Raw genomic sequence first — 12076 nt, forward strand, 5'->3', positions numbered from 1 at the left:
AAATAGAGCGTTTTCCTATACCTTGAATATACAATATAAGTACATAATAAAAACTCATAAGTTTTTCTATAACCAACCAGTGATTGATGCTCAACCAAAACCATTAATCAATCTTCAGTGGTTGTTTAATTTAATTTATCAAAGTAGGTTTAATTAGAGAATAAGATAGCTTAGAAGCATTTTGTAAGATTATTTATACCTAAAGATGAGTTTATCTATATTATGGCATTTACTGCGGATATAATTCAGGACACCTTGCAGGGTGTTTTTTTTATTTACTAAATTTGGAGTAATACTACTGATTTTAAAACTTTTTAGATCATGTAGAATTACTCACGCGCGTGAGTTGTACTACTATGAGAGCAATATTCCAAATGGAAGTGATCTAACATTGGTTGATAATCAGATCATTCAGCTGTGAGAGAACAAACTTAATAATAAGGTGCGAAAATGTCATAACTGGAAAACATCTTATGAAGTCTTATAAGAGGAAAGTATGCACTTAATTTGATAATTCAAGACCAAAAAACACACGGTTATTTTTCCGTGTGTTCTTTGATATAGGCCAATTTTTTCTCTCGGCTTTTTTTCTTAAAGAGTGCTTCGGCGCTCATGGCCTCTGGTTTGCTGGCGAAAGCTTCTGAGTAGAGGAGTTTAACTGGTAGGCGAGCTCTGGTATACTTGGCGCCTTTGCCTGCGTTGTGGGTTTTGAGGCGGCGTTCGACGTCTGTAGTATAGCCTGTATAGAGGGTGCCATCGGCACACTCAACCACATACATGTAGGCCTTGCTATCCTTTTCTGTCATCGATTAGGACTCACCCTCAGTCTTTTTTCCAAAGTAAATCTCAAAGATTTCATCGGTATAGTCACCATTTTCCTTGTGAACGAAGAGAGGTGGAAGAATTTTCAAGCCATCTGTCGAGCCGTCTTTAATGGCTTCAATCAGGAGCATATTTGCCTCACGTCCCATCTTAGGATAGATAAACTGGATGCGTTTAGGTGCTAGATTGTACTGGCGCATGGTGTCGATGATATCCAAAAAGCGGTCAGGGCGATGCACCATGGCAATACGTCCATTAGATTTTAGGGCATGACGAGCGACCTGGCAAATTTCTTCTAAATTCGTCGTGATTTCGTGGCGGGCCAAGAGGTAATGCTCTGACAGATTTTTCTTAGACGTTTCTGTCGCCTTAAAGTAGGGAGGGTTACAGAGGATAAGGTCCACCTGAGATCGTGGGGCATGGTCAAGCAAATTTTTTAGGTCGTCATTGACAACAGTCACCTGATCTTCTAATTGATTAAGAGTTACGGAACGCTTGGCCATATCAGCCAGGCGTTCTTGCAACTCAACCAAGGTAATCGGTGCCTCAGTGCGTGTGCTGGCAAAGAGGCCAACGGCACCATTTCCGGAACAGAGGTCGACGATTAACCCCTTCTTTGGAATTTTTGGGAATCGCGAGAGAAGGACACTATCGATAGAATAGCTGAAGACTTCCTTGTTTTGAATGATTTTTACATCTGTGGAGAAGAGTTGGTCAATGCGTTCTCCGTTTTTTAAAATTGGATTTGTCATAACTTTTATTGTAGCAAAAAACAGCTCCCAAAGGAACTGTTGCGAGTGATTACTCTAGGACACCGAAGGTATATCCTTGATTTTTGAAATATTCGATAATTTGTGGAAGGGTCTGAACAGTCAGCTCCTTACCAGCTGTATCGTGCATTAGTACAACTTTAACAGTAGTTTCAGGGAAATATTTCTGTGAATCGTCCATATAAGCCATCATGCTTTCAGATGTGGTTGGACGAACAGAGAGTGGTTCTGCATCTACACAGAGCGTGTTCCAGTCAATCCACTGGACATCTTGTTTTGAAATCCTTACCTAAGATGGCTTGGAAATTGGCATTGGTTTGGTCAACCTCAGAAATAATTTGACTTTGATTTGGAATACGTCCTGGATAGAGCAGATTGAAATTATGGCTAAGACTGTGGTTGGCAATGGCATGTCCTTCAGTAATTTGGCGTTTGAGGATGTCCCCATTTTCAGATGTGATGGTATAGCCAATGTGGAAGAAGGTTGCGTGAACGCCATACTCTTTCAGAATATTCATGACTTGTGGTGTCAAAGTGGGATCAATCCCATCATCAAAGGTTAAAAAGACTACCTTACCTTAACATCATCTGATTTCCCTCGGATAGTGTTATTAAAGGCAGTGACATCATAGGCGTAGTCAGACTCCTCAATGCTGTGGTTACTACCTTTCTTGAGTTGTGTTTCATCATCTTCCTTAGCTTTTTCTGAAGATGAGCTTGTGCTATTAGCGACTTGTTCAGTCTTTTCAGCCTTGGTTACTTGTTTATATTTCGTGTTATGGCGTTGGAATAGGAAAAAGCCTAGGATAGCCAGAACAGCCAAGTTTGCAATAATAAGGCAAAGATTAAGTGCCTTTCTATTTTTCCCTATAATCTCAAGACTTTTTTTTCATAGTTACATTATAGCTCAAACCATTAGAAAGTGCCACACCATTTTCAATAGTTTACAAAGAAATTCGATGAAACTAGCGCTCCTTTTTTTGGTATAATAAGAAAAAACTTGTAGAAAAAGAGGTAAAAACGTGTTTTACGCTTATTTACGTGGGCTTGTTGTCTTCCTTCTATGGATTATCAATGGGAATGCCCATTACCACAATCGCGATAAATTATTGAACAAGGACGAAAACTATATCTTGGTTGCTCCGCACCGAACTTGGTGGGACCCTGTTTATATGGCATTTTCAGCTCGTCCTAAGCAGTTTATTTTCATGGCTAAGAAAGAACTCTTCAAGAGTCGTATCTTTGGTTGGTGGATCCGTATGTGCGGAGCCTTCCCAATTGACCGTGAAAATCCTGGTCAAGAAGCTATCAAGTACCCTGTTAACATGCTTAAGAAGAGTAACCGTAGTTTGATTATGTTCCCAAGTGGTAGCCGCCATTCATCTGATGTTAAGGGAGGAGTTGCAGTTATCGCTAAGATGGCTAAGGTTAAGATTATGCCGGTTGTCTATCAAGGACCTCGTGAACTTAAGGGGCTCTTGACAGGTGAACGTGTGGATATGAACTATGGTAATCCTATTGATATTTCAGATTTAAAGCGTTTGAATGACGAAAATATCCAAGAGGTTGCTCGTCGTATCCAGTCTGAATTTGATCGCCTTGATGAGGAAGTTTTGAGCTATCAAACAGGCAAGAAACCCAATCCTTTGACTTATATTTATCGAGTACCTCTCGGTATTGTGGCTATCATTGCGGTACTTTTGACCATGGCTTTCTCATATGTAGCTAGCTTTGTTTGGAATCCTGAAAAACACCGTGCCAAAGAAACTCAGAAATAGGCTAATAACTCTGTCAGACATAAATCTTAAGTAGTCATTGTATTCTTGGACATCAATCTTAAGACTGTTTGAGTTTGGTGTCTTATTTGTTGCACGGATAACCATGAGTGTATAATCTGAAGGCACATTACGCATGACCAGATACACCTTATCTCCGGTTAACGGAATGACTTCTAAGGTCACTGCTTCAGGATTCTTAACACTACTTGGCAAGAAAACCTGCCAATCAAGATTTTCAGTATTAATCCCTTTTTTAATAGCACTAGTAGCATCTGTTGTTGTTAACTCCATAACGACCAACCCATTTGAAGAAGAGTAAGTCATAGAGGTTGCTGTGATGCTTCCAAGACCATTACCAAATGATTGTGTTGCCTGAAGTTGTGACTCTAAATAAGTAACTCGAGTTGGAGAGAAATATGCAGTTGTAGCTGTCCATACCATAGTCCCCAGTAATGCATAGCTAATAATCATCGTTCGTTTTAACCGATGTCGCCTCAAGTAAGAGAGAACCCTGTTGCTCTCCCAAAAGGACTTTATCCTATTTGCTGCTCTAATCGGAAAATACCGCCAACCTTCTAGCTCTTCGAGCCCTTGTGTATTTTCATAATCTTTAAATTCTTCCATGAAGCCATGATAGGCTATTTTATATAGCTGCCGCAACCTAGTGACATAGGTTGACTTTTGTGATAATAATACTCTTATTCTGGTTTCCTAGCCTTGAAATAACCCCGTCAATAAGCTATATAGTAATAGTGTTTGGGAGCAGTCCTAACCACTGTTTTTGTTTTTAGAAAATATTGTTGTGACTATTGGGACTTCCTGTTGTTACGATGGTTTTTCTTGTCTAAATGTGGTTCTTTGACAACAAAAAAGAGGTAGCCCTCAATGGACTACCTCTCTTCCCAAGAGAAATTTCTCTGGAGAAGAAAAACAATGACTATTTTTAGTTTAATAGCGAGGGGAGAAACCTCATAACACTAAAAACAGAAAGGATAGTTATGCTTTTAGGAAGGTCCCTGATTCATAACTAATAGAACTTAATAGAACTTAATAGAACTTAATAGATTATGTTAGATGCGAGAGGAGAAATCTCGTCTAACCTTACAACAACAATGGTTAGGTCAAGGCGAGGGGAGAAACCTCGTTCCTTAACCTTGATATAAGTATATCATAATAGATCTTGTATTCGAAGCTCAGAGGACACTTTATTTCACTTTTTTTATATTTTTTTTAACCAAATTTCGTAAATGCTATCAACTATAAGGGGAGTATGTCACCTTCACCGTCTCAGAGGTTAGGAATTGAAAGAAGATTTCAATATAAAAAAGGACTCTGCATTGAAAAAGAATCCTGGCTCTATAATTTCTGTAGTGGGTAAAACTACTGTAGAGATTATAGAGCTTTTTGAGTGTACACTAAAAGTCCCATAAGAACTATAATGAAAAGTGACAAAACTACCATTAGGAAGAACTTATGAGACCTATTAAGAATACCACAGAATTAATCGGAATTAAAGACCAAAATATCAAGATTTCACTTGTTTTTGAAACTGATACTCATATCGAGATTCAAGCAAAACTCGATTACCCTGCACCATCATGTCCTCACTGCCATGGAAAGATGATCAAGTACGACTTTCAAAAGCCTTCTAAAATCCCTCTTCTCGAGCAAGCGGGAACGCCAACTCTACTACGTCTGAAAAAACGTCGTTTCCAGTGTAAAAGTTGTAGAAGAGTCACGGTAGCTGAGACATCTATCGTTGAGAAAAACTGCCAAATCTCCAATCTAGTCCGACAAAAAGTTACACAGCTTCTAACTGAGAAGGTGTCACTAACTGATATTGCAAGAAGACTTCGCGTGTCGACGTCCACTGTCTATCGTAAGCTTGATCAGTTCACTTTCAAGGAACATTATGACAAACTCCCTGCTGTTATGTCCTGGGATGAGTTTGGGTTCAAGAAAGGGGAATTGGCTTTTGTGGCGCAGAATTATGAGACAAACCAACTCATAACCATCCTTGATAATCGCCGCCAAACTACTATACGAAACTACTTTTTGAAGTATCCATTGAAAGTCCGGCAACAGGTACAGTTTATCACGATGGATATGTCTGGAGCTTATATTCCACTGGCTCGCAAGCTCTTTCCAAACGCAAAAATCGTTCTTGATCGTTTCCACATCATCCAGCACCTTGGACGTGCCTTTTTAAAGACTAGAATTGCAATTATGAACCAGTTCGATAAGAAGTCACTACCCTATCGAGCCTTGAAAAATCACTGGCGACTCTTCCAAAAGGACAGCTGTAAGTTATCTCTCAACTCTTTCTATTCAAAGACTTTCCGCCAAACTTTAGCACCACATGAAGTTGTTAAGAAGACACTAGTCTTTTCAAAAGAGCTTACTGACTACTATACACTTTATCAGCTTTTGCTTTTTCACTTTCAGGAGAAGAGAGTAGGTGAGTTCTTTGACCTGATAGAGGAAAATAGAAGCAAGGTCAATCACTATTTTCAAACGGTCTTTAGGACTTTTCTTAGACACAAGCAATACATCCAAAATGCACTAGAAACAGACTATTCAAACGCAAAACTTGAAGCGACTAATAAGTTAATTAAAGACATTAAACGCTTGGGCTTCGGTTTTAGAAACTTCATCAACTTTAAGAAACGTGTCTTCATCACACTGAACATACATAAAAAGAGGACCTATCCGGTCCTCTCTAGATGTTAGCTTTTCGTCACCCACTACAGTTGACAAAGAGCCAGAATCCTTAATTTCTTATAATCCCATCAAATAATTTCTTCAAGTTCCCAAAACTCACCACTGGAAAGACGAGTCCTGAGTAGAATAAGAGTACGGTGTTTAGAAAATCTACCAAGACTGAAATTCGTTGGAAGCGGATAGTCAGTCGAATCATGACAAGATAATAGCCGAGGAAAATCAGGAAACCAATCAGTACCACGAACAGTCCTTGGAAACTGATGACCTTCAAAGAAAAGTGAGTTGGTAAACCCTGATGAATCAAAAGCAGAGCAATCCAGAAGATCAAAGACAACCAAACAAAGTAAACCACTGCTCGTTGCAGGTAAATTCTATACACTGATTGCAAAGCATACTGGGTACCAAAAGATTGCCCAGACCGAATCTCGTACTCCAACTCTTCATTTCCCAAGGAAACCACATGAGTCAAGATGAAATAATAATAGAAATAGGACAACTGAAAGTCAGAATTTCCTCTCAAAAGGCTATAAAAACCAAGAATGAAAATGACGTGGTAGAGGGTGTCAAACAGGGTATCCGCCCAGCGTCTCCTGCGAAAGAGATAAAATCGCTTCACTTCATTATACATGGAACAAACTTCCCTTCTTTTTGGCATAGGTCAAACAAGTTTGAAAGCACAAGTAACCCAAGAGCCAGTAAATCAAACCGTATCCCAGTAATAATAAAAGAACGAACCAACTTGGCTGACGGATAAAACTCACCAAGAGATGGAAAGGCAAGAAACGAGTTAAAGTAGCAATCAAATGACTCGATTGTTCCTGAAAACCAACCAAAAAGAGAATCCCGTAAGCAAGGAGGCTAGTAATACTGGAAATTTTTGTAAAGACAAAGGAAAAACTGGCAAAGAGAAAGCCTAGACCATAAAGGGACGCAATAACCACAAAGGACAGAAGAAAGGTAACAAATGTATCGACCCAGTCAGTAGGAAAGGCAATCTGCTGAACCAAGGCAACCAAGCAAAACAAAGGAATGGCCTTGACCAAGTCCAACAAAATCTGTACGATAATTTTGATAAAAAGCATGACAAAGATGCTCCTCCGACTCTGAATCACGTTGATAATGGTGCGGTCTGCAATCTCATCCTCGATAAAATAGGTCGGATGAGTGATACTGTGGCTAGAAAAATACCAAGTAAAAAGCAAGATAAACAGCTCAAAAGTATCTTTCTGACTGTCAAAATAGGTCAGAAAACCCGTAACTAGAAAGAAAATTCCCATGTTAGCAAAGAGAAGATTGACTTTGAACTGTTTGTATTCGCTGAGTTGACGACTAAACTCTCTCCCAATCGCTGATAGCATCATTTGAGCACCTCATACAGCAAATCTTCCAAAGAGGCAGGTTCTCGGGTAAACTGTAAGACTTCCGTTTCTTCCAGCAATAGCCGATAAAGGTCTGGAATTCTGATCTCTACCGAAATCCCACCATCAAGCACCTTGTAGTCCAGCTCAGAGAATCTTTGTCTCAGTACACTTTCTGAACTCTTATCTAACAGCAAGTGATAGACTTCATGCTGGTGGACATTACCAAAAATCTCCTCAAAGGTTCCTTCTCGATAAAGCCGTCCCTCCTGAATTACCACCACCCGAGTGCTGACCTTCTCGATAAAACTAGCGTCATGACTGGTGATAAAAATACTGGCTTGATGGTAACGAGCATAATCCTGCAAAAGAGTCATCAGCTGTTTTTTTGCCAGCAAATCTAGCCCATTGGTCGGCTCATCCAAACAGAGTACTTTCGGTTTTTGCACCAAGGCTAAGATTAAGGTCAATTTTTGACGGTTGCCCTGGGACAGTTCTGAAACCAGCGTGTCCTTATAAGGGGTAAAAGCCAGCTGGTCACACAAGACATCCACCTCTGCCTTGATATGAGACAAGGCAATCCCATTCAAGCCTAGAAAATATTGGAGATTCTCCATAGCTGTCAAATAACTGTACAACCCCTGCCCGCTCTCCAAGACAAACTTGACCAGCGAGTGGATTTTCTTGGAGCGATTAGAAACGCCATAGACACGAACCTCGCCCTTATCCTGCAAAAAAATCCCTGCCAAGAGCTTGATAAAAGTCGATTTCCCGGCACCATTGCTACCAACGATGGAGAAGATTTCACCTGAATCCGCTTGAAAATCAGGAATGTCTAACAACAACTTCTTGTGAAAACTCTTTTGAACTTGTGAAAATGTTATGTTAGTCATTTAAGATAACCCCTAGATTTAGAAGATTCTCTTTAATTTGTTGAATTATTTTTTCAATATCTATATTTTCAGTATTATATCGTTGCTTTAGAGCATCTTGACAACTTTTCTTATTTCTTATACTTTCTAAAAAATGAAAATATATTTCAGATACTTCATATAGTTCGCCACTAGACTTATTATATAATATTGTCTTTTTATCTCCTTGAAAATTAGGCTCAAAACGAATAAACCACACTTTATTATTTATATGCATGTAAACTACACCTCATATCATAATCCTTATTAGACACACTCGCCAGAGCATAACAACCTCCACCACAAAATTTATATAGTGAACAGGACTTACATTTAGTATTTTTGCTCCAATTTGTATGGTTTAGTTCTTCTACTCCAGAATACCATACTTCATCAAAGTCATTATTCAGTAAATTCCCCATTTTATGTTTTTCATCGTGCAAAAACGGGCAAGGATAAACATCGCCATGCATATCTATCTCAAACTCTGTTTTTTGTGCTGGACAATATAAAGGGGATCGGTAATCGTAACCTTTTTGAATAGCCAAAGACCATGGATGACAAAAAGGAGCTGTTCTAAAAATTATTCCTTGTTTTTGATAAGTAGTTAATAATTCCTCATAATAAAGCAAGTAATCAAGATCATTAGTTAACAATCGTTTACTCGTAGTAAATATTGATGATAACTGAATATATTTCAACTTATTAGATAAACAAAAATCAAAAATTTCTGGAAGCTCCATTACATTTAAAGAGCTTATTACAATATTAACTATGATATTTTCAAATTTCTTTTATTGTAATCTTTTACAAAAATTAACAATTTGAGTCAAAGGATCTTCATCAATTAGATTTGGTCTCAATTTATTAAAATTCTTTATTGAGTCTAAACTAATTTGAATCGATGAAAATTTTTCAATATTATTTAATATATATTTTTCTGTATTAAGGGGAACTACACCCGTCGTATGTAATTTAATCAAAATACCTAGACTATCTATATAATCAACAATTTTATCAAATTTCGGATGAAGAGTTGCTTCTCCCCCAGTCAAATAAACTTCGTATGGATATTGAGGTAATTTGGACAAAACAGTTTTCAAATCCTGATATCTCAAATATTCCGAATTCTTACTTACAAAACAATAAGGACATCTAAAATGACATTCATTAGTTATTTTCAGACCAATCTTCAAAGGCGCAATTACTTTTTCATTGCTTTTAGAACTTATCTTTGAATAGATATAAAATGGCAAGTCAAAACTTGACTCTATTTTTTTACATGTTTCGATCAAATTTTCAGATTTCAAAGCTACACCTCCTAAAATCTGAAGCAATCTCAGGGTAGGAATTAAGATATCCAAACCCCGTACAATAATCATTCAAGGTACACTGTGAACATTTTGTTCCCACCGAACTATGATACATAATAGAGGTTTGAATCTTATAATCCTTTGATAGTAACTCGTCAGTAGTGTTAGAATATATATTCCCTATCTTGAGTTCTTTTATAGGAAAATGATCCATAAAATGAAATATATCTCCCTTTGCGTCTATTGTCCAATGTAATAAATCTAAATTGAAACGAGAAATATCTTTCGAATTCTCCAATTTTCTAGCTTCTCTAGATTGAATTTCTATTGGATAAATTATTTCAAGATGCATTGTTTCTTTAGTTTTAGAATACAATTTTTTTATCTTTTCAGAATTTACAAGGTATTCATCGTAATCAACTAACGGAATTAAGTTCTTTCCTCTTCTTAACGGATAAACTGGAGAGATAGAAAACGAAGCTATTCCAATATCTCTCAACAACTCATATACTCCTAACATATCATTAACATTTAGATGAGTAATAGTCATATTGACTCGAACATTAATGCCATAAGTCACAAGTAATTGAATATTTGCCACCACATGCTTGAAATTATCTACACCTCTCTGTTTCATGTAACTCTTTTCTAAACCGTCCAAACTCACTTGAACATAGTCATTTTCATCAAAAATTTTTGATAATCTCTTCACAGATTCTTCTGTAAATAAAACAGCATTAGTGAATAACTCAACAATTGGAAAATTGTTTTTTGCATATTGAACTATTGAAAACCAATCTTCATGCATTAAAGGTTCTCCACCTGTTATGGTTAAATGAAGAGGTTGAAGTTGTTTAAGTTTATCAAGTCCTGATATAACGTCATTTAATGACGGTACCACCCCATCATTTTTTCCAGCCCAGCAGTGAACACAACGTTGATTACATCTCTCAATAATTTTATAACCTACATAGATAGGTTTTATTGCATCATTTAACGATAAATCTTTTGTTAAATACAAACGATTAAAAACTTCCAACCAAGTTCTTTCATTCATAAAATGCACCAAGTTTCTTAATTTGATAAAAAATGAGAGAATTTTAACAATACCAATAATCATACAGGAAATTAAAATTCTCTCATTTTGCTTCACAAATATCATCGCTAATCAATATAAAGCTCATTAATGACCATGTGATTTAGACCATGATTTGTATAACTTAATCTTTCCGCAATCAATTTTTTCTACCGACAAATCGATTGCTGTTAGTTTAGTTTCCATTAGTTCACGTTTCTCTAAACTAGACATGACTATCCCTCCCTTACTTCAAATTGTATTTGTAAGCTTACGAGTATAGTATATCACTTTATAAATCTAATTCTATTTTGTCCCGAATCTGCTCTTTTAATTATCATCTGAGAAAGAAGACAATATTTTATTTAAATGTTCTTCATATCTTTCTGCAAGTTTCTCACATTCGACTACACGCATAAATCCAATTACTTTTCTCATTTTTAGGATTGATTGTGTTGTCTGCTTTTTTTTAAATTCATAAAAAGATCGTGCGTATGTATAAATTAAACGCTCATAAATCTCAGATTCATCAAAATAAAAACGAGAAATTTGTTTTTCAAAGTATTTTGCATCCACTAGGTAATCCCTTTCAATACAGATAATAAAAGCATTTAGAGCTATACTAGCAATCACTCTCCTATAACTAGGTATATCATGATAAAATTCTGTTCTATGTAACAGTTCTTTAGATAACAATAGGAACGTTTCGTAATTAAAAATGTACATGATATTTCCAAATAATAAAATTTCAAACATTCCCCAATAATTAACACCAAATAAGTAATCAGTTATTCTATTTATATCCGTATCATTAAAATATTCTTCGCCAGAAAGTTCTTGTAATTTTATTTTTAAAAAAATAATTTCTATTGTGGAAAAGATAGAAGTATCATCATTTTCCATGCGTTTAATCAACATTTTATGTAATTTAGGCACATTTCTATTAAGAAAACACTGCTTGACTTCATCTATTAGTTGATAAAAACAATCTCTTTTAAAATCCTTAACAGCATACATAAATTCCTCGATGGGTACATTTATCTGTTCAAGAGCTAAAAAAAATTTTGTTGTTGTTAAATCTGTTTCTCCTTTTTCAAACCTAGACAGCTGTGAACGTGATATCCCTCTGTGCTCAATGTCTCTAAGAGTAATTTTTCTTGATTCTCTAAATAATTTATATATTTCCCCAAATTTTGTTAACATTCTATACCTCCATGAGCAAATATGGGACAGTTCTAAAATAAAGCCTCTTCATGTGATAAAATATACATAGATTATATCATATAATTAAAGTTTTTATTAATTTATTCAAGGAGGTTTCACATGAA

Annotated in this window: 12 protein-coding genes and 2 pseudogenes; 2 read left to right on the forward strand and 12 right to left on the reverse strand. The window is 36.4% G+C overall.

Annotated features, from left to right (window positions below):
- Positions 1 to 536: 536 nt before the first annotated feature.
- The 3 genes and pseudogenes from MHH90_RS02305 to MHH90_RS02315 form a co-directional block, all read right to left on the reverse strand.
- A complete protein-coding gene (locus MHH90_RS02305; protein ID WP_011226404.1) occupies positions 537 to 806 on the reverse strand; it encodes a GIY-YIG nuclease family protein in 270 nt (89 codons plus the stop codon).
- Positions 807 to 809: 3 nt separating this feature from the next.
- The gene (locus tag MHH90_RS02310) at positions 810 to 1574 is read right to left on the reverse strand and encodes a tRNA1(Val) (adenine(37)-N6)-methyltransferase (protein ID WP_011681498.1); all 765 of its coding nucleotides are present in this window, start codon (positions 1572 to 1574) and stop codon (positions 810 to 812) included.
- Positions 1575 to 1623: 49 nt separating this feature from the next.
- A pseudogene (locus tag MHH90_RS02315) lies at positions 1624 to 2521 on the reverse strand (polysaccharide deacetylase family protein).
- 93 nt (positions 2522 to 2614) lie between these two features.
- On the opposite strand from MHH90_RS02315, the gene MHH90_RS02320 reads away from it, so the two are divergent.
- Entirely contained in the window at positions 2615 to 3370 is a 756-nt protein-coding gene (locus MHH90_RS02320) for a lysophospholipid acyltransferase family protein (RefSeq protein WP_232971255.1), read from the forward strand.
- Here the strand turns inward: MHH90_RS02320 and MHH90_RS02325 are convergent.
- Positions 3308 to 3994, reverse strand: coding sequence for a hypothetical protein (locus MHH90_RS02325; RefSeq protein ID WP_176243228.1), 687 nt, complete (start codon positions 3992 to 3994; stop codon positions 3308 to 3310). The two genes, MHH90_RS02320 and MHH90_RS02325, sit on opposite strands and share 63 nt — an antisense overlap.
- Before the next feature lie 849 nt (positions 3995 to 4843).
- Between MHH90_RS02325 and MHH90_RS02330 the strand changes: the two are divergent.
- A pseudogene (locus tag MHH90_RS02330) lies at positions 4844 to 6093 on the forward strand (ISL3 family transposase).
- Positions 6094 to 6140: 47 nt separating this feature from the next.
- Here the strand turns inward: MHH90_RS02330 and MHH90_RS02335 are convergent.
- The 8 genes from MHH90_RS02335 to MHH90_RS02370 all read right to left on the reverse strand — a co-directional run bounded on the left by MHH90_RS02335 (position 6141) and on the right by MHH90_RS02370 (position 11951).
- Positions 6141 to 6719, reverse strand: a complete 579-nt coding sequence (locus MHH90_RS02335) for a hypothetical protein (RefSeq protein ID WP_014621870.1) — start codon at positions 6717 to 6719, stop codon at positions 6141 to 6143.
- Positions 6712 to 7452: a hypothetical protein gene (locus MHH90_RS02340; protein ID WP_014621869.1), complete on the reverse strand. Its 741-nt coding sequence runs from the start codon at positions 7450 to 7452 to the stop codon at positions 6712 to 6714. Before MHH90_RS02340 ends, MHH90_RS02335 begins: the two co-directional genes overlap by 8 nt.
- Positions 7449 to 8342: an ABC transporter ATP-binding protein gene (locus MHH90_RS02345; protein WP_340725758.1), complete on the reverse strand. Its 894-nt coding sequence runs from the start codon at positions 8340 to 8342 to the stop codon at positions 7449 to 7451. The genes MHH90_RS02340 and MHH90_RS02345 overlap by 4 nt, the downstream gene beginning before the upstream one ends.
- Positions 8335 to 8598: a hypothetical protein gene (locus MHH90_RS02350; RefSeq protein WP_014621867.1), complete on the reverse strand. Its 264-nt coding sequence runs from the start codon at positions 8596 to 8598 to the stop codon at positions 8335 to 8337. The genes MHH90_RS02345 and MHH90_RS02350 overlap by 8 nt, the downstream gene beginning before the upstream one ends.
- Positions 8585 to 9103 (reverse strand): SPASM domain-containing protein, encoded by a 519-nt coding sequence (locus MHH90_RS02355; RefSeq protein ID WP_340725759.1) that lies wholly within the window; start codon positions 9101 to 9103, stop codon positions 8585 to 8587. The genes MHH90_RS02350 and MHH90_RS02355 overlap by 14 nt, the downstream gene beginning before the upstream one ends.
- A 51-nt stretch (positions 9104 to 9154) precedes the next feature.
- Positions 9155 to 9670, reverse strand: coding sequence for a radical SAM protein (locus MHH90_RS02360; protein ID WP_340725761.1), 516 nt, complete (start codon positions 9668 to 9670; stop codon positions 9155 to 9157).
- Positions 9660 to 10793, reverse strand: coding sequence for a radical SAM protein (locus MHH90_RS02365; RefSeq protein WP_231838380.1), 1134 nt, complete (start codon positions 10791 to 10793; stop codon positions 9660 to 9662). Before MHH90_RS02365 ends, MHH90_RS02360 begins: the two co-directional genes overlap by 11 nt.
- A gap of 285 nt (positions 10794 to 11078) precedes the next feature.
- Positions 11079 to 11951 carry an Rgg/GadR/MutR family transcriptional regulator gene (locus MHH90_RS02370; protein ID WP_014621863.1) on the reverse strand — a complete coding sequence of 291 codons (873 nt, stop codon included), beginning with the start codon at positions 11949 to 11951 and terminating at the stop codon, positions 11079 to 11081.
- Positions 11952 to 12076 lie beyond the last annotated feature (125 nt).

Origin of the sequence: Streptococcus sp. FSL E2-3488, from assembly GCF_038003585.1 — a bacterium.
GTDB lineage: Bacteria > Bacillota > Bacilli > Lactobacillales > Streptococcaceae > Streptococcus > Streptococcus thermophilus.